At 67.1% G+C, this 23,130-nt stretch carries 23 protein-coding genes and 1 pseudogene; 16 read left to right on the top strand and 8 right to left on the bottom strand.

Translation table 11 applies throughout. The features are described 5' to 3' along the window. The first annotated feature begins 45 nt into the window (after positions 1–45). The 5 genes and pseudogenes from EAH76_RS00445 (at position 46) to EAH76_RS00425 (ending at position 6,230) form a co-directional block, all read left to right on the top strand. Positions 46–1,509, top strand: a complete 1,464-nt coding sequence (locus EAH76_RS00445; protein WP_140846673.1) for an efflux transporter outer membrane subunit — start codon at positions 46–48, stop codon at positions 1,507–1,509. Further along, the gene (locus EAH76_RS00440; protein WP_140846671.1) at positions 1,510–2,889 is read left to right on the top strand and encodes an efflux RND transporter periplasmic adaptor subunit; all 1,380 of its coding nucleotides are present in this window, start codon (positions 1,510–1,512) and stop codon (positions 2,887–2,889) included. Beyond that, positions 2,879–3,631, top strand: a pseudogene (locus EAH76_RS00435) (ABC transporter ATP-binding protein); the annotation flags it as partial. The gene EAH76_RS00440 and the pseudogene EAH76_RS00435, both read left to right, overlap by 11 nt. Before the next feature lie 180 nt (positions 3,632–3,811). Further along, complete coding sequence (locus EAH76_RS00430) at positions 3,812–5,020, top strand: ABC transporter permease (RefSeq protein WP_140846669.1); 1,209 nt, start codon at positions 3,812–3,814, stop codon at positions 5,018–5,020. A gap of 277 nt (positions 5,021–5,297) precedes the next feature. Continuing rightward, complete coding sequence (locus tag EAH76_RS00425; protein ID WP_140846666.1) at positions 5,298–6,230, top strand: 50S ribosomal protein L11 methyltransferase; 933 nt, start codon at positions 5,298–5,300, stop codon at positions 6,228–6,230. Between the two features lie 7 nt (positions 6,231–6,237). Here EAH76_RS00425 and EAH76_RS00420 read toward each other — a convergent pair whose 3' ends face one another. Together EAH76_RS00420 and phhA are read right to left on the bottom strand one after the other, a co-directional pair. After that, positions 6,238–6,606, bottom strand: coding sequence for a hypothetical protein (locus EAH76_RS00420; protein ID WP_140846665.1), 369 nt, complete (start codon positions 6,604–6,606; stop codon positions 6,238–6,240). Then, positions 6,603–7,472 (bottom strand): phenylalanine 4-monooxygenase, encoded by an 870-nt coding sequence (gene phhA / locus EAH76_RS00415; RefSeq protein WP_140846663.1) that lies wholly within the window; start codon positions 7,470–7,472, stop codon positions 6,603–6,605. Before phhA ends, EAH76_RS00420 begins: the two co-directional genes overlap by 4 nt. Before the next feature lie 44 nt (positions 7,473–7,516). Here phhA and EAH76_RS00410 point away from each other — a divergent pair, with 44 nt between their 5' ends. Then, positions 7,517–8,197 carry a TIGR02117 family protein gene (locus EAH76_RS00410; protein WP_140846661.1) on the top strand — a complete coding sequence of 227 codons (681 nt, stop codon included), beginning with the start codon at positions 7,517–7,519 and terminating at the stop codon, positions 8,195–8,197. Further along, complete coding sequence (locus EAH76_RS00405; protein ID WP_140846659.1) at positions 8,194–8,886, top strand: esterase/lipase family protein; 693 nt, start codon at positions 8,194–8,196, stop codon at positions 8,884–8,886. Before EAH76_RS00410 ends, EAH76_RS00405 begins: the two co-directional genes overlap by 4 nt. A gap of 122 nt (positions 8,887–9,008) precedes the next feature. On the opposite strand, the gene EAH76_RS00400 is transcribed toward EAH76_RS00405, so the two are convergent. Next, positions 9,009–9,287, bottom strand: coding sequence for a hypothetical protein (locus EAH76_RS00400; RefSeq protein WP_140846657.1), 279 nt, complete (start codon positions 9,285–9,287; stop codon positions 9,009–9,011). Then, a complete protein-coding gene (locus tag EAH76_RS00395) occupies positions 9,287–10,291 on the bottom strand; it encodes a glycerophosphodiester phosphodiesterase (protein WP_140848259.1) in 1,005 nt (334 codons plus the stop codon). Before EAH76_RS00395 ends, EAH76_RS00400 begins: the two co-directional genes overlap by 1 nt. A gap of 266 nt (positions 10,292–10,557) precedes the next feature. On the opposite strand from EAH76_RS00395, the gene EAH76_RS00390 reads away from it, so the two are divergent. Next, positions 10,558–11,139, top strand: coding sequence for a nucleotidyltransferase family protein (locus EAH76_RS00390; RefSeq protein ID WP_140846655.1), 582 nt, complete (start codon positions 10,558–10,560; stop codon positions 11,137–11,139). Here EAH76_RS00390 and EAH76_RS00385 read toward each other — a convergent pair. The 4 genes from EAH76_RS00385 to EAH76_RS00370 form a co-directional block, all read right to left on the bottom strand. Beyond that, positions 11,136–11,702: a YcxB family protein gene (locus tag EAH76_RS00385; RefSeq protein WP_140846652.1), complete on the bottom strand. Its 567-nt coding sequence runs from the start codon at positions 11,700–11,702 to the stop codon at positions 11,136–11,138. The genes EAH76_RS00390 and EAH76_RS00385 overlap by 4 nt on opposite strands. A gap of 37 nt (positions 11,703–11,739) precedes the next feature. After that, the gene (locus EAH76_RS00380; RefSeq protein ID WP_140846650.1) at positions 11,740–12,438 is read right to left on the bottom strand and encodes an SDR family NAD(P)-dependent oxidoreductase; all 699 of its coding nucleotides are present in this window, start codon (positions 12,436–12,438) and stop codon (positions 11,740–11,742) included. Between the two features lie 162 nt (positions 12,439–12,600). Next, the gene (locus EAH76_RS00375; protein WP_140846648.1) at positions 12,601–13,980 is read right to left on the bottom strand and encodes a methyl-accepting chemotaxis protein; all 1,380 of its coding nucleotides are present in this window, start codon (positions 13,978–13,980) and stop codon (positions 12,601–12,603) included. Positions 13,981–14,001: 21 nt separating this feature from the next. Next, positions 14,002–15,345 (bottom strand): methyl-accepting chemotaxis protein, encoded by a 1,344-nt coding sequence (locus EAH76_RS00370; RefSeq protein ID WP_140848257.1) that lies wholly within the window; start codon positions 15,343–15,345, stop codon positions 14,002–14,004. A gap of 237 nt (positions 15,346–15,582) precedes the next feature. Between EAH76_RS00370 and sdhC the strand changes: the two genes are divergently transcribed. The 8 genes from sdhC to zapE all read left to right on the top strand — a co-directional run bounded on the left by sdhC (position 15,583) and on the right by zapE (position 22,984). Next, positions 15,583–15,993 carry a succinate dehydrogenase, cytochrome b556 subunit gene (gene sdhC, locus EAH76_RS00365; protein WP_140846646.1) on the top strand — a complete coding sequence of 137 codons (411 nt, stop codon included), beginning with the start codon at positions 15,583–15,585 and terminating at the stop codon, positions 15,991–15,993. A 1-nt stretch (position 15,994) separates the two neighbouring features. Continuing rightward, complete coding sequence (sdhD, locus tag EAH76_RS00360) at positions 15,995–16,393, top strand: succinate dehydrogenase, hydrophobic membrane anchor protein (protein ID WP_140846645.1); 399 nt, start codon at positions 15,995–15,997, stop codon at positions 16,391–16,393. After that, entirely contained in the window at positions 16,386–18,188 is a 1,803-nt protein-coding gene (gene sdhA / locus EAH76_RS00355; RefSeq protein WP_140846643.1) for a succinate dehydrogenase flavoprotein subunit, read from the top strand. Before sdhD ends, sdhA begins: the two co-directional genes overlap by 8 nt. 20 nt (positions 18,189–18,208) lie before the next feature. Then, positions 18,209–18,700, top strand: a complete 492-nt coding sequence (locus tag EAH76_RS00350; RefSeq protein ID WP_140846641.1) for a hypothetical protein — start codon at positions 18,209–18,211, stop codon at positions 18,698–18,700. Between the two features lie 357 nt (positions 18,701–19,057). Continuing rightward, a complete protein-coding gene (locus tag EAH76_RS00345; RefSeq protein ID WP_140846639.1) occupies positions 19,058–20,038 on the top strand; it encodes a C13 family peptidase in 981 nt (326 codons plus the stop codon). Between the two features lie 81 nt (positions 20,039–20,119). Next, a complete protein-coding gene (locus EAH76_RS00340; RefSeq protein ID WP_140846637.1) occupies positions 20,120–20,680 on the top strand; it encodes an ATP-dependent Clp protease proteolytic subunit in 561 nt (186 codons plus the stop codon). Positions 20,681–20,940: 260 nt separating this feature from the next. Next, the gene (locus EAH76_RS00335) at positions 20,941–21,726 is read left to right on the top strand and encodes a succinate dehydrogenase iron-sulfur subunit (RefSeq protein ID WP_140846635.1); all 786 of its coding nucleotides are present in this window, start codon (positions 20,941–20,943) and stop codon (positions 21,724–21,726) included. A 148-nt stretch (positions 21,727–21,874) separates the two neighbouring features. Next, complete coding sequence (gene zapE, locus EAH76_RS00330) at positions 21,875–22,984, top strand: cell division protein ZapE (protein WP_140846633.1); 1,110 nt, start codon at positions 21,875–21,877, stop codon at positions 22,982–22,984. Positions 22,985–23,130: the final 146 nt, after the last annotated feature.

Genomic DNA, 23,130 nt, shown 5'->3' with positions numbered 1-23,130 from the left:
ATAAATCGGTGGACCTCGCGCGGTGTGCTAGTCCACACGAACACCATGCGCCATCGCCTCTCTCTGCTGCTTGCCGTCACCGTACCGCTGGCGGCGTGTACCGTTGGCCCCAATTACCACCCCGCCACACCGGCGACGCTCGGCATGCCCGATCTGTATTCGGTGCCGAGCGACGGGCGCCCCGCTGCAGACCTCACCGCGTGGTGGACAAAGTTCAACGATCCGCTGCTGGCGAGCATCGTCGAGCGCGCACGCACCAACAATCTCGACATCGCACAAGCCGTCGCGCGGTTACGCCAGGCGCGCGAATCACTGGTCCAATCGCGCGCGCAACTGCTGCCGACGTTGAGCGGATCGGCCGGTTATACCCGCTCGCAGAGCATCGCTGGCGGCACGACGACGCTGCCGGGCGGCGCGACCGTGATAACCGGGCGCGGATCGGGCGACACGCTGTCGCTCGGGCTCGACGTGCAATATCAGGTCGGGCTGTTCGGCGAGATCCGCCGCACGGTCGAGGCGAGCCGCGCGCAGTTCCAAGCGTCGGGCTATGATTTTGCGACCGTCGTGCTCTCGACCCAGGCCGAGACTGCGCGCAACTACATGCTCGCGCGGCTGTATCAGGCGCAGCTGGCCAATGCGCGCGATTCGCTGCGTCTGCAGGACGACAATCTCCAGATCGCGGGCTTCCGCGTCCAGGCGGGGCTGGTTTCTTCGCTCGATGCCGAGCAGGCGCGGTCGCAACGCGCCTCGACCGCGGCGACGATCCCGACGATCGAGCAGAATTACAATGCCGCGGTCTCGCGGCTCGGCGTGCTGACGGGCCAGGCGCCCGGTGCGCTCAAGGCCGAGCTGGCGGCGGTCCGACCGATCCCGACCGGGGCCGCGAGCGTAGCGATCGGCATTCCGATCGACACGCTGCGCCAGCGCCCCGACGTGCGCTCGGCCGAACGGTCGCTTGCCGCGGCCACCGCGCAGATCGGCGTATCGAAGGCGGCGCTCTATCCCGCGCTGGCGATCAGCGGCAGCGTCTCGACCGATGCATCGCATATCGGCGACCTGTTCCAGAGCGTCGCGGGCCAGGTGTTCGCCGGACTGACGCAGGCGATCTTCAACGGCGGCCGGCTGCGCTCGCAGGTCCGCGCGAGCGAGGCGGCGGCCGAGGGATCGTTCGCGGCGTACAAATCGACCGTGCTGACGGGCCTCGAGGATGTAGAGAATGCCGTCGTCGCGCTCGACAGCGCCAAGCGCCGCGCGGCCGAGTTCGCGATCGCGCTCGATGCCGCGAACAACAGCGCGCTGCTCGCGCGCACGCAGTACCGCGCCGGGTTGACCGATTTCACCACGCTCAACACCTCGGAGGCGAGCCTGCTCACCGCGCGCAATGGCCTGAGCCAGGCGCAGTCCGACCAGGCGACCGCACTCGTCCAACTGTATCTCGCGCTCGGCGGTGGCTGGGACAGTGCCGCCGATCCGACCGTCCTCCCAATCTCTCCCGCACAGGTACGATAGATGGCCGATCCCGCGCGCACCGACCTCAACGACTTTCTCGGCGCCAAGACGGTCCCGGCCTGGCGCCGCTGGGCGAAATGGGCTGTGGTCGCGGTCGGCATCCTGTTGCTGCTGCTCCTGCTCAAGAGCTGCTTCGGCGGCACCGCCAAGGCCGAATATGCGACTGAGCCCGTCGCCCGCGGCGAGCTCGCGGTCAGCGTCTCGGCGACGGGCAAGCTCGCGCCGACCAACCAGGTCGATGTCGGCTCTGAACTGTCGGGGCTCGTCACCAAGGTCGTCGTCGACGTCAACGACCGCGTGACCAAGAACCAGCCGCTCGCTTTGGTCGATCCGTCGCGCTTCCAGGATGCGGTCAACCAGAGCCAGGCTGCGCTCGACGCAGCCGTCGCGACGGTCGCGCAGAACCAGGCGACGCTCGGGCAATCGAACGCGACCCTCGCGCGCTATCAGGAGGTCAGCCGCCTCTCGGGCGGGCGCGTTCCCGCCAAGACCGAGATGGACCAGGCGATCGCCGACAAGAACCGCGCGATCGCCAATCTGAAGGCGGCGCAGGCGAACGTCGCCTCGGCACGCGCGACGCTGTCGTCGAACGCGACGCAGCTGGTGAAGACCGTGGTGCGCTCGCCGGTCAACGGCGTCGTGCTCGCGCGCCAGATCGAACCGGGGCAGACCGTCGCCGCGTCGTTCAGCACGCCGACCTTGTTCGTCATCGCCGAGGATCTCAGCCGGATGAAGCTCGAGGTCGCGATCGACGAGGCCGATGTCGGCTCGGTCAAGGAAGGCCAGCAGGCGGTGTTCACGGTCGACGCCTTCCCGGGCAAGACCTTCCCCGCGACGATCACGCGCGTCGATCTTGGATCGAACCTGTCGGCGCAATCGAGCTCGACGACGACCACCACAACCAGCACGACCGGGCAGGTCGTGTCGTACAGCGCGACGCTGAGCGTCGGGAACGCCAATCTGCAGTTGCGCCCCGGCATGACCGCAACCGCCGACATCACGACGACGGCCAAGACCAACGTCTTGCTCGTCCCCAACGCGGCGTTGCGCTTCAAGCCGACCGACACTTCGGGCGCGAGCGCGAACAAGGGCATCGCCGGCGCGCTGATGCCGGGCCGGCCGCGGCGCGGCGGCGCGGGCACGGGCAAGGGCGAGACGGTCAAGCGCGGCGGGTCGCAGACGGTGTACGTAGCCGATGCGGCGGGTGTTCCGCAGCCGGTGCAGATCACCACCGGCGAGAGCAATGGATCGATGACCGAAGTGATCGGCGGCGATCTCAAGCCGGGCGATCAGGTCATCACCGGGCAGCTGGCGGCGGGCGCGAGCGCGTCTGACGCCGGCAAGCGCAAGCGGTCGGGCGGGCAGGCCGGTGGCCAGTAACGCGCTCGCCGCGCCCGCCGCGGGGCAATATGTGCCCGCCGCGGGCGGGCCGATCATCTCGCTGCGCGACGTCGTCAAGACCTATGGCGAGGGTGCGACCGCATTCCAGGCGCTGAAGGGCATCGACCTCGACATCGCGCAGGGTGATTTCGTCGCGGTGATGGGGGCGTCGGGCTCGGGCAAATCGACGACGATGAACATCCTCGGCTGTCTCGACGTGCCGACCAGCGGGACCTTCCTGTTCAAGGGCGTCCATGTCGAGACGCTCGACCGCGACCAGCGGGCGTTGTTGCGGCGGAAGTATCTGGGCTTCGTGTTCCAGGGGTTCAACCTGCTCGCGCGGACGACCGCGCTCGAGAATGTCGAGCTGCCGTTGCTGTATCGCGGCGATGCCAAGAAGGAGCGGCGCGCTTCGGCGATGGCGGCGCTCGACAAGGTCGGGCTTGCCGATTGGTGGGACCACACCCCGGCCGAGCTGTCGGGCGGACAGCAGCAGCGTGTCGCGATCGCGCGGGCGATCGTGACGTCGCCGGCGGTGTTGCTCGCGGACGAGCCGACGGGGAATCTGGATTCGGAGCGTTCGGTTGAGATCATGGAATTGCTCGCCGGGCTAAATCGCGACAGCGGGATCACGGTGATCATGGTGACGCACGAGCCCGACATGGCGGCGTTCGCGCGGACGATCGTGCATTTCAAGGACGGGCTGGTCGAGCGCGTTGAGGCGCAGCATCGGGCGGGCGAAGTTCCCGAAGAATCCCCCTCCCGCTTGCGGGAGGGGCTAGGGGAGGGGCTGTCAGCAAGCGACGGCCCTTCCGGACAGGCCCTCCCCCCACCCAGTTCGGGGTCGGATGTGCCCCCGGCACATCCTCGACAGCGCGGGGCGCTGTCGACCCCGAACTCGCAAGCGGGAGGGGAGAAGTAGATGTTCGGAACAACCCTCCTCCTCGCGCTGCGCTCGATCGCCCGCCACAAGCTGCGCTCGTTCCTCACCACGCTCGGCATCATCATCGGTGTCGCGGCGGTGGTGACGATGGTGACGCTCGGCCAGGCGACCACCGCCGCGGTGCAGAAATCGATCGCCGCGCTCGGCACCAACATCCTGCAGGTGCGCCCCGGCCAGGGCTTCGGCCGCGGCGGCGGCGGTCCGCGGCCGCCCGACTTCAAGCCGGCCGACGCGATCGCGGTCCGCGACCAGATCGCCGGCGTCACCGCGGTCGCCGCACAGGCGACCACCAGCGGCACCGCGATCTATGAGGGCGCGAACTGGTCGACCACGGTCAATGGCACGACCAACGCCTATTTCCAGGTCCAGCCCTGGCCGCTCGCCGAAGGGCGCTATTTCACCGAGGCCGAGGAGGCGGCGGGCAAGTCGGTGTGCATCATCGGCAATACCGTCAACACCAATCTCTATCGCGGCGCCTCGCCGCTCGGCACGCGGCTGCGGATCGCGGGGATTTCGTGCGACGTGATCGGCTTGTTGTCGAAGCGCGGCCAGGCCGGCTTCGGCGGCGACCAGGACGACGTCATCCTGATGCCGCTCAAGACCGTGCAGCGCCGCTTTACCGGCACGACCGACCTCAAGCTGATGCTGGTCGGCGTCGATCAGGCCTATTCGAGCGCGGCGGTGCAATCCTCGATCGAGGATCTCTTACGCGAACGCCGCAACATCAACGGCGGCAAGGACGACGATTTCAACATCTTCGATACCGCCCAGATCTCGGCGACGCTGACGCAATCGACGACGCTGCTGACCGGGATCGTGACCGCGGTCGCGGCGATCAGCCTGATCGTCGGCGGGATCGGGATCATGAACATCATGCTGGTGTCGGTGACCGAGCGGACGCGCGAGATCGGTATCCGGCTGGCAATCGGCGCGGTGGCGAGCGAGGTGCTGATGCAGTTCCTGGTCGAGGCGATCGCGCTGTCGATGCTCGGCGGGCTGATCGGTCTGGTCGTCGCGCAGCTCGCGATCCTCGGGATCGCGCCGGTGATGAAGGTCGATTTCCTGTTCGTGCCGCGGATCAATTTGATCGCGTTCGGCATTTCCGCGCTGATCGGCGTCGTCTTCGGCTACTTCCCCGCGCGCCGCGCCGCCGCGCTCAACCCGATCGACGCGCTCCGCCACGAATAGCGGCTCGGGATGTAGGTTCGAGGCATTCTCCCCTCCCTGGAAGGGAGGGGCCGGGGGTGGGTTGGCCTAACGCTGCCGCTGACCTCGCCACGGGCCGACCCACCCCCAGCCCAGCGTCGGGTCGCTCACGCCCCCGGCGTGACCTGAACAGCGCGGGGCGCTGTTCACCCGACGCTCTTCCAGGGAGGGGAGTCGGGTTGCGTGCGGCGCGCGCGACAATCGGCAGACGGTGTTATGCCGGCTTGCGCCCAAAGAGGGCGGCGGGCAGGAGGTGGCTATGACCAGCTGGAAAGTGACGCTCCCCTGCACCCGCGCCGAGGCCGAGGCGATCGATGCCGCCGATGATGCCGCCGAGGGCATGGTGTTGATGACGACCGAACTCGAAGAGGACGATCGCGAGCATTGGCGGCTCGACGCCTATCTCGAGGTTGCGCCGACGCCCGAGGCGATCGCCGCGATCCGCCTGCTCGCGCCGAGTGCGGGCGACGTGGCGCCGGTGGTCGAAGAACTCCCCGACGAGGATTGGGTGACGCTCAGCCAGGACGGGCTCGAGCCGATCGCCGAGGGGCGCTTCGTCGTCCATACCAGCGCGCATCCCGTCGCCGCGCCAGAAGGCGGGCGCGCCTTCCTGATCGAGGCGGGGCAGGCGTTCGGGACCGGGCATCACGCGACCACCTCGGGCTGCCTCGCGATGCTCGATCGGCTCGCCGACCAGTCGTTTACGCGGATCATCGACATTGGCACCGGGACCGGGCTGCTCGCCTTTGCTGCGCAGCATTTGTGGCCGGCGGCCGAGATCGTCGCGACCGATATCGACCCGCGCGCGATCATCGTCACGCGCGAGAATGCCGAACTGAACGCGCTCGACGGGATCGCGCTGATCGTCGCCGATGGTGCGCTCGACGACACGATCACCGCGCGTGCGCCGTATGATCTGGTGATCGCCAACATCCTCGCCGGACCGCTCGTCTCGATGGCGCCCGAGCTCGCCGCGATCGCCGCGCCCGGTGCGACGATCGTGCTCGCGGGGCTGCTCGAAACGCAGCGCGCCGACGTCGTCGCGGCGTTCGCCGGTTGCGGTTGCACGCTGGCGGAAACCGACCGGCGCGGCGACTGGACGATCCTGCAGCTGACGGCAGGCGCGGTGCGCTATGTGCCGACCAAGCCGATCGATCCGAAGGGACGCGACGGCTGGGCGCTCGATCTCTAGCGACCCGTCAGGTCGGCTGCCACTCGGCCTTTTCGCGCCGGAGCGAGGCGAGCAGCGAATCGTAGACGACTTTGGCGCGCGTCAGCCCGGCCTGGCTGCGCCCGCGATCGTCGATCGGCAGCTCGCCGCGCACGCCGAAGCCGTCGCGCAGGAATTCGCGGTCGTCGTAGCGCGTCTTGAAAGTCTGGAGGAAATCGCGGCATTCGCTCGCCATCGTCGCGCGCTCGTCGAAGCTCAGCTGTTGCAGGGCCTCGGCGATCTCGGCATGCAGCGCCTTCAAATGGCCGAAGACATGGAGCCGCTCGGTCATGAAGGCCTGCAGCGTCGGCCACTGTTCCTCAGCCATCGCCCAGCGCTCGCGTTCGGCGCGGCTCACTGTGCCTTCTCCAGTGCATAGGCCTGCGACCCGCGCGTCAGCAGCGTGTCGTCGGGCAGGATTTTGGCGACCGGCACGTCAGGCATTTCGGCGAGCTTGGCGTAGAGCGGCGCGAAATCGGTCTCGACTGTCACGCGCAGCAATTCCTCGAAGCTCGGGATGACGAAGTAATTCTGCTGGAAATCGTCGATCCGGTATTCGGTGCGCATTACACGCTCGAGATCGAACGCGATCCGGTTGGGGCTCGGATCGTCGAGCGCGAACCGGCTCTCGGCGAAGCTCGACACGATCCCCGCGCCATACAGCCGCAAGCCTTCGGGCTCGGCGACGAGGCCGAATTCGACCGTGTACCAATACAGCCGCCCGAGATATTTCAGCGCATCCAGCCCTTGCGCGCGCTGCCCGCCGCGGCCGTATGCCGCGAGATAATCCGCGAACACCGGGTCGGCGAGCATCGGGACATGCCCGAACACGTCGTGGAACACGTCGGGTTCCTGGAGATAGTCGAGCTGGTCCGCGCGGCGGATGAAATTGCCCGCGACGAAGCGGCGGTTGGCCATATGGTCGAAGAACACGTCGTCGGGAACGAGCCCGGGTACCGCGACGACCTGCCAGCCGGTGAGCTTCATCAGCCGGTCGGACAATTCCTCGAAATCGGGAATCCCCGGTTTAGACAGCTTGAGTACATCTAGCCCGCGCAAATAGGCGTCCGATGCGCGACCGGGCAGCAGTTTTGCCTGGCGCGCGAACAAGGTGTCCCAGACGTGGTGTTCTTCCTGGCTGAAATGCGCCCAGTCCTGCGGGATCGTCCAATCGGCGGACGCTCCGGGCGGGGGGCGGTCGAGAACGTGCGTATCATCGGTCATCGCGACAGGGTATCACAGCCACCGCGGGTCTGGAATGCTTACGGATGAAACGAATTCTTGGGCGGGCAGGGAGCGTGCTTGGCGGGGTCGCCGTAGGGCTCGTCGCTTATGGTGCGGCGGGGATGGCGGGCGGTGCGGTGCCGAGCAATGCCGGCTGGAGCCAGCCGCGCGATGGCGTGCGGATCCTGGTCGAGAGCAATGGCGTGCATACCGACCTGGTGCTGCCCAAGGTCGCGGCCGGGGTCGATTGGCGCGATCTGTTGCCCGGCAGTGATCTTGCCGATCCGCGCTATGCGGGTTTCGATCACGTCGCGATTGGCTGGGGCGAGCGGACCTTCTATCTCGAGACGCCGCGCTGGAGCGACGTGAAGCCGCTGACAGTGCTGCGTGCCGCGTTCGGCAGCGATCGCACCGTGCTGCATGTCGAGCATATCGCGCCGCCCGCCGCGGCCGCCGATGCGCGCGAGGTGGTGCTGCGGCCCGACGAATATCGCCGGCTCGCGGCATTCATCCGCGCGAGCTTTGCGGGGCGGCAGGCGTGGCACCGCACCGGCTATGGCGGCAATGACGCCTTCTACCAGGCGCGCGGGCGCTACAGCGCGATCGAAACGTGTAACGCCTGGACGGGGGACGCTCTGCGCGCCGCCGGGGTGCGGATCGGGGCGTGGACGCCGTTTCCGGTGACCGTGCTCGGCTGGTTCGCGCCCCCGCGAGACGCGACATGAAGGCGCCGTCGAAGGCGCTGCTCGCGCTCGAAGTGCCGCGCGGGGCGTGGGGGCTGGCGTCTTTGCTCGGCGCGCGTGCGTTGCTCGCCACGGGGCCGCGCGGCGATGGGCGGCCGGTGCTGCTGCTGCCGGGGCTGTTCAACAGCGATCTGTCGGGGGTGTTCCTGCAGCGCTATCTCGTCTCGCTCGGCTATCGCGCCGAGGGCTGGGGGCTCGGGCGTAACCTCGGTGCGCGGACGATCGGCGTGGATGGCGAGCGGCTGCATGACCGGATCGCGGCGCTGGCTGCGGCGAGTGGCGAGCCGGTGACGTTGGTCGGCGTCAGTCTCGGCGGGATCATGGCGCGCTTTGCGGCGCATCGCTGGCCTGAGCTGGTGCGCGAAGTGGTGACGATCAGCTCGCCTTATGCTGGCAGCCCGCGCGCGACCAATGTCTGGCGCGCGTTCGAATTCTTCACCGGCGACCGGATCGATGCGCCCGAGATCGTCGCGCACAGCGCGCTCGTCGCGCAGGCTCCGCCGGTGCCGAGCACCGCGATCTGGAGCCGCAGTGATGGATTGGTCAACGGGATGATCTGCCACGACGCCGACGGGCGATCGGTCGAGGTGCGCAGCAGCCATGTCGGCGTGCAGGTGCGGCCGGCGGTGTTGCTCGCGGTGGCGCAGGTGCTGGGCGGCACTGAGGCCTGAGCGAAGGGTCTTGCCGACCGTCACCCCGGCCTGGTGCCGGGGCCTACCGTGCCGCGCGTGCTACGCGGGCAGGATGTGCGGGCCGGTGGACCCCGGCACACGGCCGGGGTGACGAAAGGGGCTCAGCGCCCCGCCTGATACCCGTCGTAGCGATTGCAGTCTGGGCGCTGCTGCTTGCGGCATTCCTGCGCCCAGCGCTTGCGCTCGGCGCCTTCGCGCGCCTCCTGCTTGCGCATCTTGCGGCCGTAATTGCGGTCCGATTCGGACTGGCTGGTCGTCGTCCAGTCGACCGTCTTGCTCGCGGCCTTGACCGGGAAGGTGACGATGCTGGCGGCGGTTCGGACGCAGCCGCCCATCAGCAGCGGGAGCAAGGCGGCAGCGATCAGGGGGCGGTACTTCATCATTTTTCCTTTAGGGCGTTGCGCACCTTTACGCCAATCCCTGGAAAATCGGTAAAGAAGCCGTCGATTCCGAGCGCGAGATAGCGCCGCATGGCATCTTCGATCCTGCCGTGCGCGGCGGGATCTGTGCCGTTCTGCAGGCTCGGCGGCAGGAAGATGTTCTCGGCGCGGAAGGTCCAGGGGTGGAGCCGCAGCCCTGCGGTATGCGCATCGGCGACCAGGGTGGTCGGCGGTGCATCGCCATTCTCGATCATCGCGAGGCCGGGGCCGATGCCATATGCGTATTTTGCGACCGCCTTGAGCCCCTCGGGCGTCACCATCGCGGCATAGCTCGGCGCGGCATGGTCGGCGGGGCCGCCATTCGCATCCATTAGCTGGATCAGCCGCAATCCGGTCATCGCATGGATGCGTTTGAGATTATCGACCTCGAACGACTGGATGAACACCGGGTCGCTTGGCTTGTCCCAGCCTGCGGCCTTGAGCTGCGCGACGAGCCGCGCTTCCATCGGATGGCCGATGCTCGCGAAATAGCTCGGATGCTTGGTCTCGGGATAGATGCCGACGACGCGCCCGCCGACCGAATGCTGTTTTGCGAGCGCAATCACCTCGGCGAGCGTGGGAACTTCGAACTGGCCGTCATATTTGGTGTTGTCGGGGCGCAGCTTGGGCAGCCGCTCGACCGCGCGCAGCGTCTTCAACTCGGCGAGCGTGAAATCCTCGGTGAACCAGCCGGTATGGCTTTCGCCGTCGATCAGCTTGGTGGTCTTGCGCGCGGCGAATTCGGGGTGCTTGGCGACATCGGTGGTGCCGATGATGTCATTCTCGTGGCGCGCGACGAAGACGTCGTCCTTGGTCAGCACGAGATCGGGCTCGATGAAATCGGCGCCCTGCTCGATCGCGAGCGTGTAGGAGGCGATCGTATGCTCGGGCCGCAGCCCGCTCGCGCCGCGATGCGCGATGACGATCGGCGGGGAGAGCGGCTGCACGGTCACGGGATGGGGCATCGCGCCAGTCTGCGCGATCGCCGCGCTCGACGCCAGCGCCAGCCACAGCGCCGCGACTGTCTGGGCCGCCTTGGCGGTGCTCGAATGCGTCATCTTCGGAAAATCCTCTTGGCAGCGTCTCTCGGCCGGCATGGGGCAAGACGATGACAGTTTGACGATAGCGCGCCACATGAAAAGCCTGGAAAGCGCAGCGCGTTGCGGAGCATAGCGGTGCGCGCGTGCGTTGAGCGCTGACCATGCCCATCTTGCCGAGCCGGAGACCCGAGATGATCGCGATCGAGGAGTGTGTGCTGATCCTGCTGGCGGCGGGGCGGTCCGAGCGGTTCGGCGATGCCGACAAGTTGCAGGCGCCGTTTCTCGGCAAGCCGCTCGCCTTCCATGTCGTCACCGCGCTCGAGGATGTGCCGTTCAAGGCGCGCTTTGCGATCTGTTCGAACACTGCGCTCGATTTCGCCAGCCGCGGTTATACCGTGCTGCAGAATGACGACCCGGGCGACGGGATGGCGGGGTCGGTCAAGCTGGGGGTTCGCGCGGCGATCGAACTCGGCTGCGCGGGCGCGGTGATCGTGCTTGCCGACATGCCGCGCGTCACGGCGTCGCACATCTATCGCCTGGCCGAGGCGGTCGATGGCGCTGGCGAGAATGCCGTGATCGCCTCGAGCAACGGCGTCCAGACGAGCCCGCCAGCGCTGTTCGGTGCGGGGCGGCTTCCGGCGCTGCTCGAATTGGCGGGCGACGAAGGCGCGCGCGCGATGGTCCGCGCCGGGCGCCATGTCATCGCGCCCGAGGCGGAATTGCTCGACATCGACCGGCCCGAGGATCTCGAACGGCTGCGCGCGTTGCGCTAGGCTCCGGCGACGAACCGCGATGCGTCCGGGCTTCTCGCCAGCGCTGCCGCCGTCATGCGCGCCGTGACGGCTGCGATGAAATCCTGCTCGGCCGCGCGATCGGCAAAGAAGCGGCGCGGGAGGACCATCGCGCTGCTTTGGACGAGAAAGACCCAGTATCTGCGGGTTTGATAGAGATCCGTGACGCAAGACCAGCGCGCCGCCATCGTGACGTCGGCGAGATTGTAGACCAGGCTTTCCGGCGTGAGCTCGAAGGTAAGGGGCTGCTCGTACGCCTGACCGCGCCTGGCGAGCGCGTTGCGCAGTGAAGGCCCCGCCAGCCGGCCGATGATGAACGCGCCCAGAGCGAGGCCGAGGAAGGCGAACTCGACCGTGATCGCGGCCGCCGTGATCGTCCCCGCGGTCCAGGCGCCTCCGGTCCATGCGCCGACGGGGATACCGACCGCCGCCATGCAGACCAGCAGGACGAGTTTGGTCTGCCGCGGGGAGATCCCGCGGCGGCCCTTGATATGGGCGAGGGCACTCGTGCTTTCCCCGGCGGCGATCGTGCCCGTCACTTTCATGCCATTCCCTCGAAGCCGCTGTGCGCCGGCTGCTCGGCTAGCGCACGTAGCTCGCGCCGTTGATGTCGAGCACCGCGCCGGTCATCGAGGGCGGGGCAGTGAGCGCGAGGAAGCGTGCGGCCTCCGCCACTTCTTCTGGCGCGGCGACGCGGCCGAGCGGGATGTCGGCGAGCAGCGCGTCGCCGCCGCGGCTTTCGAGATAGTCCTCGGCCATTCCGGTCATCGTGAAGCCGGGGCAGATCGCGAACGCCAGAATCCCGTCGCGGGCGTAGCCGCGCGCGATCGACTTGGTCATCGCCACCATCCCCGCCTTGGACGCGGCATAGTGCCAGTGCGCCGGCGAATCGCCGCGATAGGCGGCGCGGCTGGCGATGTTGACGATCCGTCCGCCGGATGCGCGCTCCTGCCAGTGGCGCACGGCGAAGCGGCACAGTTCGGCCGAGGCGGTCAGGTTGATCCGCAGCGTGCGCTCCCATTGCTCGAGCCAGGCGGCATCGTCGGAATCGATCGGATTGGCCTCGAACACGCCGGCATTGTTGATCAGCACGTCGATCCGCCCGTCGCAGCGCTCGAGCGCTGCGTCCCACAGGGCGCGCGGCGCGGCCGGGTCGGCGAAGTCGGCGGGGATGCCCGAGCGGGTGCCGTGGCCGATGACGGTGGCGCCGGCGGCTTCGAGCGCCGTGAGCGTGGCGGCACCTATCCCGCGTGAGGAACCGGTGATGAGGATGTTGGTCATGGCTTAGCTTAGCGGGACGTGTCCGCACGCGCTACCTGCCTCCCCTCCCTGAAAGGGAGGGGATTGAGGGGTGGGTCGGCCTAGGGAGAGGGCTGACGCCGCCACGGGCCGACCCACCCCCGGCCCCTCCCTTCCAGGGAGGGGAGAAGAAGGGGGAGGGAGTCAGGCCGCGACGCTGGCCGAGAAGGTGTCGGCGGCGCCTTTGAGTTCGTTCAACTGATCGTCGACATCGCCGAAATTGCGTTCGAGCGTGTCGATCTCGCCCGCAACATGTTCGGTGCCGGCGCGGATCGCGGTGATCGTGCCCGACATCGAATCGGCGGCGAGCGCGGTCTCGTCGACCGCCGCGGTGATCGCGGTGACGGTCTGTGCCTGCGCCTGCATCGCATAGCGGATGCGGTTGGCGCTTTCCTGGACCTCGGCGACGGTCGCCTTGATCGAGGCGTTGGTCTCAACGGTCGAGCGCGTCGCCGACTGGATCGCGGCGATCTTGGCGGCGATGTCGTCGGTCGCGCGGGCGGTCTGGTTCGCGAGCGACTTCACTTCCTGCGCGACCACCGCGAAACCGCGGCCGGCATCGCCCGCGCGTGCCGCCTCGATCGTCGCATTGAGTGCGAGCAGGTTGGTCTGCCCGGCAATGTCGCGGATCAGCCCGAGGATCGATTCGATCGACTTGGCATGGTCGCTGAGCGTCTCGGACATGCAGACCGCGGTGCTTGCCTGGGTCGAGGCGCGCGTCGCGATTTCCGCGGCGGCTTCGACTTCGCCGCGCGCGCCCTCGATCGCGCGGATCAGCCCGGCGGCGGTCTGCGCCGCCTCGCGCATCGCCATCGCCGATTGTTCGGCGGCGGCGGCGACTTCGCTCGTCTGGCCGAGCATCCCGCGCGCCGCGCGCGACGCGCCTTGCGCCTGGACGCGGATGCGGTTGCCGAGCGTGGCGGCGCCCTCGATCGAACTGGCGATCGTCGCGCTGAAATCGGCCGAGCGCGTGCGGCGTTCGGCGCGCGCGCGTTCGGCATCGTACGTGCCGAGATACGACGCCATCACGTCGGCCTCGACCAGACCGAGCCGCTGGACGCAATCAGCGAGCGCACACAGGCGCGCCGAGCCGCTGCCGAGCTTCGCCTCGATCGCGATCAGCGTGCGGCTATGCGCAAAGCTCAGCGACGAGAGCAGCGCCTGCAACGGCACGCCGGCCTTTTGCGAGGCGGCGGCATGGCGCGTCGCCATTCGCATCCAATCGTCGGCATAGGGCGCGGCATATTTGATGTGGGTATAGCGCGCGCTGTTGGCGATCCGGGTCTCGAGATAGTCCGCGGTGAAATGCCCCCGGATATGCGCGGTCACCGGCAGCGACAGATAATGCTCCCAGAAGGCGCGCGATATCTCGGCCTCGTAGCCCGCGATCGCCTGGGTGATCTCGTCGGCGCACGCATGCACACTGCCGTCCCAGTCGTAATCCGCGACGCGGGCGGCGGCGGTGCGGTTTTCGCCGCTCCACCCACCCGGAATCGCGCGCGCAGGCGCCTCGCTTACTGCCATCTCATATCCTCATTCCCGGTTTTACGCCGCGACTTTTGCGACAAAGTCGCTCGCACGGTTCTTTAGTGTACCCAGTTTGTGGTCGAGCGAATCGAAGCCGCGCCCGACGCTGTCGATCTCGGAGGCGACCGATTCGGTGTCCTCGCGGATCGCGGTGATGGTGTTCGACATCGAATCGGCGGCGAGCGCGGTCTCGTCGACCGCGGCGGTGATCGCGGTGACGGTGTGCGCCTGCGCCTCCATCGCATAGCGGATGCGGTTGGCGCTTTCCTGGACCTCGGCGACGGTCGATTTGATCGAGGCATTGGTCGCGACGGTCGAGCGCGTTGCCGACTGGATCGCGGCGATCTTGGCGGCGATGTCGTCGGTCGCGCGCGCGGTCTGGTTGGCGAGGCTCTTCACCTCCTGCGCGACGACGGCGAAGCCACGCCCCGAATCGCCGGCGCGCGCCGCCTCGATCGTGGCGTTGAGCGCGAGCAGGTTGGTCTGGCCGGCGATGTCGCGGATCAGGCCGAGGATCGATTCGATCGATTTCGCGTGGTCGCTGAGCGTTTCCGACATGCCGACCGCGGTGCTCGCCTGGGTCGAGGCGCGCGTGGCGATTTCGGCGGCGGCTTCGACTTCGCTGCGCGCATCCTCGATCGCGCGGATCAGGCCCGCGGCGGTCTGCGCGGCCTCGCGCATCGCCATCGCCGACTGTTCGGCGGCGGCAGCGACTTCGCTCGTCTTGCCGAGCATGCCGCGCGCGGACGTCGAGGTTCGGACCGACTGGCCGCGCAGCACTTCGGATTCCTGCGTTGCTTCCTCGACCGTCGCGGCGATGCGCTCGCGGAATTCGGTGGCGAGTCGGTCGCGCTCGCCCTGCGCGCTGTTGAGGCGGAAGGCGTTGTAGATTTCGACGGTGATCTCGGCCTCGAGCCCGGTGAGGCGCATCAGCGTGTCGATGAACACCGGCAGGCGCGGATCGTCGCCCTTGACGCGCTTGAACAGGATGTCGAGCGCCGCGCGGTCGCTGGCGCAGGTCATCGACAGCAATGCCATCGTCGATACGCCTTCTTTATAGCCCGAGGCGACCGAGCGCTCCATCGACTCGATCCAGGCGCGGCCGGACACATCGCAGAAACGGTTGCGCAGGTAGGTGACGCCGAGCTCGATCATCTTGGCCTCCTCATGCGGCTGCCAGCTCTTCTCGCCCGGGCTCGCGCGGCGCCATTGCGCCCAGAAGGCGAGCGCGATCTCGGCGGCGTCGGGTTCGAGCACGCTCCAGACCGTGCGGGCGGCGGCTTCCAGCGTATTGTCGAAATCGAAGGCGCGCAGGCGCGCCCGGATATCGATGGTCGCGGCGACCGTTCCGGGGGCAGGCATAACAGTGGCGTTCAAGGCGAAGCTCCGAATCTGCCGCGGCCAAGGGCTGTACGCTACAGGCCGGCGGTCATCGGATGGCTTACCGCCATTTGGTTAACGCCCAGTAAGCCCTAGGTAGCCCCTGGGGCAAAGTGCCCAGCTGCAATTGCTGCAGCTGCGTGGCATGCCAGAAACCTTGCATCGCGCGACTTGCCGACTAAGAGAGCGACAACCCAATATGACGAGGACGTCCTAGCCTTGGCCAGCCCAACACCCCGCGCCCGACCGCTCAGTCCGCATCTGTCGATCTGGAAACCCGGTCCGCACATGGTGGTCTCGATCCTGCACCGCATCACCGGCGACGGCATGGCGACCGTCGGTACGGTCGTGCTCGTCTGGTGGCTCGCCGCGATCGCGGCCGGGCGCGAGAGCTATCACACCTTCTACCACGTGTTCGGCGAAGTCGCCGGCGGCGCGCTCGGCTATCTGTTCGGGATCGGCATGACGCTGTGCTTCTTTCAGCATATGGCAACGGGCATCCGCCACTTCTTCCTCGATGCCGGCGCCGGCTACGAGCTGAAGGTCAACCGCGCGGGTTCGATCGCGACGATGGTCTTCGCGGTGGTGGCGACGGTGCTCGTCTGGGCCTATATCCTGGGGGTCAAGTAAGATGGGTAACGGAACCGAACTCGGCCGCGTCCGCGGTCTCGGCAGCGCCAAGGAAGGCGCGCACCATTGGTGGGCGCAGCGCGTCACCGCCGGATCGAACCTGTTCCTCACGCTCTGGTTCTTCGTCGCGCTCGTCCGCCTGCCGGCCTATGATTTCGACACGGTCCACACCTGGCTCGGTTCGCCCTGGGCGGCGATCCCGCTCGTGCTGCTGGTCCTTTCGGTCTTCTATCACTTCCGGCTCGGGCTGCAGGTGCTGATCGAGGATTATCAGCACGGCGCCAGCCGGGTCGCTTTGATGCTGCTGCTCAACTTCTTCACCTTCGGCAGCGGCGCCATCGCCCTTTTCGCGATCCTCAAGGTCGCCTTCACCGCCACCACCGGAGTGCCGCATGTCTGAGGCATATAAGATCATCGACCATACCTATGACGCTGTCGTCGTGGGTGCCGGCGGCTCGGGGCTTCGCGCCACGATGGGCATCGCCGAGACGGGTCTCAAGACCGCGTGCATCACCAAGGTGTTCCCGACGCGCTCGCACACCGTCGCTGCGCAGGGCGGCATCGCCGCGTCGCTCGGCAACAATTCGCCCGACCATTGGACGTGGCACATGTTCGACACCGTCAAGGGTTCGGACTGGCTCGGCGACCAGGACGCGATCGAGTATATGGTGCGCGAAGCACCGGCGGCCGTTTACGAGCTCGAGCATGCCGGCGTGCCGTTCAGCCGCAACGAGAATGGCACGATCTACCAGCGTCCGTTCGGCGGCCACATGCAGAACATGGGCGAGGGGCCTCCGGTCCAGCGCACCGCCGCTGCCGCCGATCGTACCGGCCACGCCATGCTCCACGCGCTCTACCAGCAGAGCCTGAAGTATGACGCCGACTTCTACATCGAATATTTCGCGCTCGACCTGATCATGGAAGACGGCGTGTGCCGCGGCGTGATCGCGCTGTGCATGGACGACGGCTCGATCCACCGCTTCCGCGCGCACAACGTCGTGCTCGCGACGGGCGGCTATGGCCGGACCTATTATTCGGCAACCTCGGCGCATACCTGCACCGGCGACGGCAATGCGATGGTGCTGCGCGCAGGGCTCCCGTTGCAGGACATGGAGTTCGTGCAGTTCCACCCGACCGGCATCTACGGTGCGGGCGTGCTCATCACCGAGGGCGCGCGCGGCGAGGGCGGCTATCTCACCAACTCCGAGGGCGAGCGCTTCATGGAGCGCTATGCTCCTAGCGCGAAGGACCTGGCGTCGCGTGACGTCGTGTCGCGCTCGATGGCGCTTGAAATGCGCGAGGGCCGCGGCGTCGGCAAGAATGGCGACCATATCTGGCTCCATCTCGACCATATCGACCCCAAGGTGCTCGCCGAGCGCCTGCCGGGCATCACCGAGACCGGCAAGATCTTCGCCGGCGTCGACCTGACGCGCCAGCCGCTGCCTGTCACGCCGACTGTGCATTACAACATGGGCGGTATCCCGACCAACTATCACGGCGAGGTCGTCCATCTGAAGGACGGCAACCCGGATGCGGTCGTCCCCGGCCTGTTCGCGGTGGGTGAGGCGGCATGCGTCTCGGTCCATGGCGCAAACCGCCTGGGCTCGAACTCGCTGATCGATCTCGTGGTGTTCGGCCGCGCGACGGGCTTGCGGATCAAGGACACGTTGAAGCCCAACACGCCGCACCAGCCGCTGCCCAAGGGTTCGGAAGAGCTGTCGCTCGCCCGGCTCGACCGGTTCCGCAATGCGACCGGCACGATCCCGACCGCGGAGATCCGCGTCGAGATGCAGCGCACGATGCAGAAGAATTGCGCGGTGTTCCGCGACAACGAGCTGCTGACCGAGGGCGTCGCGCAGATCAAGGCGACCTATGCCAAGCTGGCGGACGTCGCGGTCAAGGATCGCTCGCTGATCTGGAACACCGATCTGGTCGAGACGCTCGAGCTCGACAATCTGCTCGCGCAGGCGATGGTGACGATGCAGTCGGCCGAGAACCGCAAGGAATCGCGCGGCGCGCACGTCAACGAGGATCATCCCGACCGCGACGACGCGAACTGGATGAAGCACACCACCGCGACCTTCACGGGCTGGGGCGGCGTCGGCGGCAAGGTCGAGATCGGCTATCGCCCGGTCCACGATTACACGCTCACCGAAGAGGCCGAGTATATCAAGCCGAAGAAGCGGGTTTACTGAGCGAAAAGCGGGCGCGCGCCGTGGACACGATTCGGTACGACTACCAACCGAATACGCTGCGGTTCGCGCTCGCCGCCGCCTTCTGCGCCGGGTCGGCGGTGCTGATGGCGAAGTTCGCGCTCGATAACGATCGCGGGATGATCATCGATGGCCTGATCCGGCTCGACCGCGGCGCGGCGACGGTGTTTCAATGGGCAGTTGCCGGCACTTTTGCCGTCGGACTGTTCATCGCCTTGGCAGGGCTCGCACGGTCGTTCGGCCCGGCTGTGCAAGTCGTCCTCGACCGGCATGCCATTTCTGCGCCCAAGAGCGGGTTCAGCCGTACCGTCGAGACCGTCCGCTATGCCGAGATTAGCGGCCTGCGGCTGACGCAGATCCGGTCGCATCGCTTTCTCGAACTCCGGCACCCGCGTGGCAAGTTCACCATTGCCTGCTCGATGCTACCGAGCGAATATGATTTCGATACGCTGGTGGATACGGTGCGGGCGCGCTGTCGGGTCCACGCGCGATAGTTTTGTAGGGTGGTCGGTTACGGCTTCGGTGGAGCGGCCCGCTGTGCTGCCGCCCAAGCGATCAGATGATCGATATCCTCGCGGTTGCCGTCCAGCGGCGATGGTCAATGGTTCCGAGGGAAAGATGTCGCGCTTATCCGCGATAGTCCACCACGCCCAGAGTGGTCAGGTGTTCATCACCCCCATAGCGCTTAAGCCTCAACACAATCGAGAAGGTGTTTGATCTTGTTCGCTTCGCTCTTGGCGGGGGTCGAACTCGAACATGCCTCTTGATCTCGCAATCGGTGGGCTTTTGCGCCAGCTTGACAGGCCGATCACATCGCACAGACTGGCCTTGTGGGCACTCGAGGAACGAACATGCTACGGATCACGTGGGCGATCGTCCTCGCTTGGCTTGCCTCAGTCAGCCCGATCGCCTGTGCGCAACCCTATGATCCCCCGCGCCATACGCTGCCGCCCCCGCTGATCGGACAGAGTGACGAGGACGTGGTCGTCCAGGCCAATGCCGGCATCACGATCGAGCGCGATCGCACCCCGCAAGCGATCCTCGCCGAGCATCGCCGGCTCGACCGCGCGCTCGCCGGTCTCGCGCCGCAGCGGCCGGGGGTGATCGACGCCTATGTCGTCGCGGTCGGGCTCGACAGCGATCCGGTGTTCGGGCGCGAAGCGCGCGAGGCGGGGCGGGTGCTGTCGCGGCGCTATGGCGCGGCGGGGCGGACGATCGTACTCGCCAGCAGCGACGGTCATGCACCGAGCGACCTGCCGCGTGGTTCGCCCGAGGCGCTGGCGGCGGTGCTCGCGCGCGTTGCCGAAGTGATGGACCGCAAGGAGGATGTGCTGATCCTCTACGTCACGAGCCACGGCGTACCGCTCGGCATCGTCTATAATGACGGCGACCAGGGCTATGGCGCGATCTCGCCGGTGCGGCTTGCCGACATGCTCGAATCGCTCGGCATCGCGCGGCGGCTGGTGATGGTCGGCGCCTGTTATGCCGGGGTGTTCGTGCCGATGCTGGCGAGCGACGACAGCGTCGTGATCACCGCCGCCGCGGCCGATCGCACCTCGTTCGGCTGTCACGCCGACAGCGACTGGACCTTTTTCGGCGATGCGCTGATCAACCATGCGCTGCGCAAGCGCCAGTCGCTGAGCGACGCCAATTCCGAGGCGGTGTCGCTGATCGCGACATGGGAAGGCGCGAGCGGACTCGCTCCGTCGGCGCCGCAGATCGAGATCGGGGTCGATGCCAAGCGCTGGCTGGCGCCGCTCGACGCGCGCATACCCGCGGCGGAGACCGCGCCGGTCGGGCGACCCGCGACGACGCTGTTCGACGCGAAGTGACCGATCGGGCCTGCGCGCAGTAAATTCGCGATCGGACCGAAAGGGCCGGAACTCAGCCGGGTCTCGCCGGTTTGGGCGGGCATGAACGCCACCCGCTATCCCTTGCTCGCCAATCCGCACATCCGCCTGTCGGGTCCGGTCGACCAGCTGATGTACACCAATTTCCGCCAGCAGCTCGATGCCTGCCCGAGCGAGGGCACGATCGTCATCGCGCTGACGACGCTCGGCGGCGATCCCGAGGTCGCGCGAACGATGGCCGACGACATCCGGCTGCTCGGCGAGTATGACCAGCGCGAGATCCTGTTCCTCGGCAAGGTCGCGGTCTATTCGGCCGGCGCGACCTTCATGGCGGGGTTTCCGGTCGATCGCCGCTTCCTCACGCGGCACACGCGGCTGATGATCCACGAGCGCAAGATCTCGAAGGAGATCAGCCTCGACGGTCCGCTGCGGATGGTGGTCGCGTCGATCAAGGCAGCGCTGCACGAGGTCGAGCATTCGATCGAAATCGAGGAAGAGGGCTTCCGCGCGATCGTCAAGGACAGCCAGGTCGATTTCGAGGAGCTGCGCGAGAAGGCGCCGGCCAATTGGTATATCGAGGCTGAGGAAGCGCGCGATTTGGGGCTTGTGCTGGACGTGATCTAGTCGGCTCCCCTCCCTGAAAGGGAGGGGCTGGGGGTGGGTCGGCCTAGGGCGGGCGCTACCTGCGACAACGGGCCGACCCACCCCCGACCCCTCCCTTCCAGGGAGGGGAAGCGCGACGCCATGCGCTGGACAAATTGCCCACCCCTTTGAATCGCATGCTGCAATGCAGAGCTAGGGTTTGCGGGGCGCGCTCAGTCTGTGTACGAGCGGTCGCAAACCCGGCGCTCTTGGGCGCTACGCATCACGGAAACGAGACAGCGATGGCCGAATTCTCCCTTCCCGCCAATTCGAAGATCAAGAAGAGCGGCACGGTCCACAAAGCGGCGCCAGACGCCACGCGGATCAAGAACTTCAAGATCTATCGCTACGATCCCGATGCCGGCCAGAACCCGCATTACGACACGTTCGAGGTCGATCTCGACTCGTGCGGCCCGATGGTGCTCGACGCGCTGATCAAGATGAAGTCCGAGCAGGATTCGTCGCTGACCTTCCGCCGCTCGTGCCGCGAGGGCATTTGCGGGTCGTGCGCGATGAACATCGACGGCACCAACACGCTCGCCTGCACCAAGGCGATCGAGGACGTGAAGGGCGAAGTGCGCATCACGCCGCTGCCGCACATGGAAGTGATCAAGGACCTCGTCCCCGATTTCACGCACTTCTACGCGCAGTACAGCTCGATCAAGCCGTGGCTGCAGACCGTGACGCCGCCGCCCTCGGGCAAGGAGCGGCTGCAGTCGCCGGCCGAGCGCGAGAAGCTCGATGGGCTGTACGAGTGCATTCTGTGCGCCTGCTGCTCGACGGCGTGCCCCAGCTATTGGTGGAACAGCGACAAGTTCCTCGGCCCGGCGATCCTGTTGCAAGCCTATCGCTGGCTCGCCGACAGCCGCGACGAGATGACCGGCGAGCGGTTGGACGAGCTTGAGGATCCGTTCCGCCTGTATCGCTGCCACACGATCATGAACTGCGCCAACGTCTGCCCGAAGGGTCTCAACCCCGCCAAGGCGATCGCCGAGATCAAGAAGATGGAAGTCGAACGCGTCGTTTGATTTCTCTCCCTCTCCCCGCTTGCGGGGAGAGGGTCGGGGAGAGGGGGCGTGCCGCGAACGCGGCGCTCCGTAATGCAGTACAGCCCCTCTCCCGCGCTTCGGCTACGCCTCGCTTGCCCTCTCCCCGCGAGCGGGGAGAGGGAAAAGAATGACCGACATCCTTAAGCGCTACGCCGCTTTGCTCTCCTCGGGAGAGCTGAAACCCGACCCAGAGCAAGCCGCCGCCGCCCAGCGCCTCGCGCATCTCGCGACCGCACTCCAGGCCACACCCAAACGCGGCTCCACGCTGTGGCGCGTGCTCGGCCGCAAGCCTGAGCCGCCACGCGGGCTCTACATCTGGGGCGGTGTGGGTCGCGGCAAGTCGATGCTGATGGACCTGTTCTTCGACTCGGTCGACATCCGCCGCAAGCGTCGCGTCCATTTCGCCGAATTCATGCTCGAAGTGCACCAGCGCCTCGCCGCCGAGCGTGCCAAGGAACTCGGCGATCCGATCCCGCCGCTTGCCAAGGCCTTCGCCGAGGAAACCCGCCTGCTCGCGTTCGACGAGATGATGGTCACCAACAGCCCCGACGCGATGATCCTGTCACGGCTGTTCACGCATCTGCTCGACGAAGGTGTGACGGTGGTCACCACCTCGAACCGCCCGCCCGCCGATCTCTACAAGAACGGGCTCAACCGCGAGCATTTCCTGCCGTTCATCGCGCTGGTCGAGGAAAAGCTCGACATCATCACGCTCAACGGCCCGACCGATTACCGCCGCGATCGGCTCGGGCAGGTCGACACCTGGCTCGTCCCCAACGGCCCCGAGGCGACCGCGACGCTGTCGGGCGACTTCTTCCGTCTCACCGATTTCCCGGTCGAGGACCGCGCGCACGTGCCGTCCGAGGAGATGATCGTCCAGGGGCGCACGCTCCAGGTGCCCAAGGCGATCAAGGGCGTCGCGGTGTTCAGCTTCAAGCGGCTCTGTGGCGAGGCGAGGGGCGCGGCCGATTACATCGCGATCGCGCGGCGCTTCCACACGATCATCCTGGTCGGCATCCCCAAGCTCGGCCCCGACATGCGCAACGAGGCGGCGCGATTCGTCGCTTTGATCGACGCGCTGTACGAGCATAAGGTCAAACTGCTCGCCGCCGCGGATGCCGAGCCCGCGCAGCTTTATGAGGCGGGTGATGGCCGCTTCGAGTTCGAGCGGACGATCAGCCGTCTCGAAGAAATGCGCTCGGAAGAGTATCTTGCGCAGGGACATGGCACAGACTGAGCGCTGCGGCGTTCAGCTTGGATACGACAGTCGCCCGCCCTAATTGCACTTGCGAATTAGTCGCAATACTGGTTGTTAACGTCGTCGCCTTTACGGTTGCCCCGACTCGCAAACCGGCCTAAGCCGCGCGCCATCTGCCCCGCCGC

It is taken from the genome of Sphingomonas glacialis, assembly GCF_006439055.1.
GTDB lineage: Bacteria > Pseudomonadota > Alphaproteobacteria > Sphingomonadales > Sphingomonadaceae > Sphingomonas > Sphingomonas glacialis_A.
Note: the sequence above shows the minus strand (reverse complement) of the source record. Positions and strands in the feature narration are given on the sequence as shown.

Bases quoted from the DNA above. Each gene is read 5' to 3' on its own strand.
- EAH76_RS00375 (WP_140846648.1), bottom strand. From the start codon at position 13,980: ATGGCAGTAAGCGAGGCGCCTGCGCGCGCGATTCCGGGTGGGTGGAGC.
- EAH76_RS00335 (WP_140846635.1), top strand. From the start codon at position 20,941: ATGGCCGAATTCTCCCTTCCCGCCAATTCGAAGATCAAGAAGAGCGGC.
- EAH76_RS00445 (WP_140846673.1), top strand. From the start codon at position 46: ATGCGCCATCGCCTCTCTCTGCTGCTTGCCGTCACCGTACCGCTGGCG.
- sdhD (WP_140846645.1), top strand. From the start codon at position 15,995: ATGGGTAACGGAACCGAACTCGGCCGCGTCCGCGGTCTCGGCAGCGCC.
- phhA (WP_140846663.1), bottom strand. From the start codon at position 7,472: ATGACCGATGATACGCACGTTCTCGACCGCCCCCCGCCCGGAGCGTCC.
- EAH76_RS00430 (WP_140846669.1), top strand. From the start codon at position 3,812: ATGTTCGGAACAACCCTCCTCCTCGCGCTGCGCTCGATCGCCCGCCAC.
- EAH76_RS00380 (WP_140846650.1), bottom strand. From the start codon at position 12,438: ATGACCAACATCCTCATCACCGGTTCCTCACGCGGGATAGGTGCCGCC.
- EAH76_RS00390 (WP_140846655.1), top strand. From the start codon at position 10,558: ATGATCGCGATCGAGGAGTGTGTGCTGATCCTGCTGGCGGCGGGGCGG.
- EAH76_RS00400 (WP_140846657.1), bottom strand. From the start codon at position 9,287: ATGAAGTACCGCCCCCTGATCGCTGCCGCCTTGCTCCCGCTGCTGATG.
- EAH76_RS00340 (WP_140846637.1), top strand. From the start codon at position 20,120: ATGAACGCCACCCGCTATCCCTTGCTCGCCAATCCGCACATCCGCCTG.
- EAH76_RS00410 (WP_140846661.1), top strand. From the start codon at position 7,517: ATGAAACGAATTCTTGGGCGGGCAGGGAGCGTGCTTGGCGGGGTCGCC.
- zapE (WP_140846633.1), top strand. From the start codon at position 21,875: ATGACCGACATCCTTAAGCGCTACGCCGCTTTGCTCTCCTCGGGAGAG.
- EAH76_RS00395 (WP_140848259.1), bottom strand. From the start codon at position 10,291: ATGCCCCATCCCGTGACCGTGCAGCCGCTCTCCCCGCCGATCGTCATC.
- EAH76_RS00385 (WP_140846652.1), bottom strand. From the start codon at position 11,702: ATGAAAGTGACGGGCACGATCGCCGCCGGGGAAAGCACGAGTGCCCTC.
- sdhA (WP_140846643.1), top strand. From the start codon at position 16,386: ATGTCTGAGGCATATAAGATCATCGACCATACCTATGACGCTGTCGTC.
- EAH76_RS00405 (WP_140846659.1), top strand. From the start codon at position 8,194: ATGAAGGCGCCGTCGAAGGCGCTGCTCGCGCTCGAAGTGCCGCGCGGG.
- EAH76_RS00440 (WP_140846671.1), top strand. From the start codon at position 1,510: ATGGCCGATCCCGCGCGCACCGACCTCAACGACTTTCTCGGCGCCAAG.
- EAH76_RS00345 (WP_140846639.1), top strand. From the start codon at position 19,058: ATGCTACGGATCACGTGGGCGATCGTCCTCGCTTGGCTTGCCTCAGTC.
- EAH76_RS00425 (WP_140846666.1), top strand. From the start codon at position 5,298: ATGACCAGCTGGAAAGTGACGCTCCCCTGCACCCGCGCCGAGGCCGAG.
- EAH76_RS00370 (WP_140848257.1), bottom strand. From the start codon at position 15,345: ATGCCTGCCCCCGGAACGGTCGCCGCGACCATCGATATCCGGGCGCGC.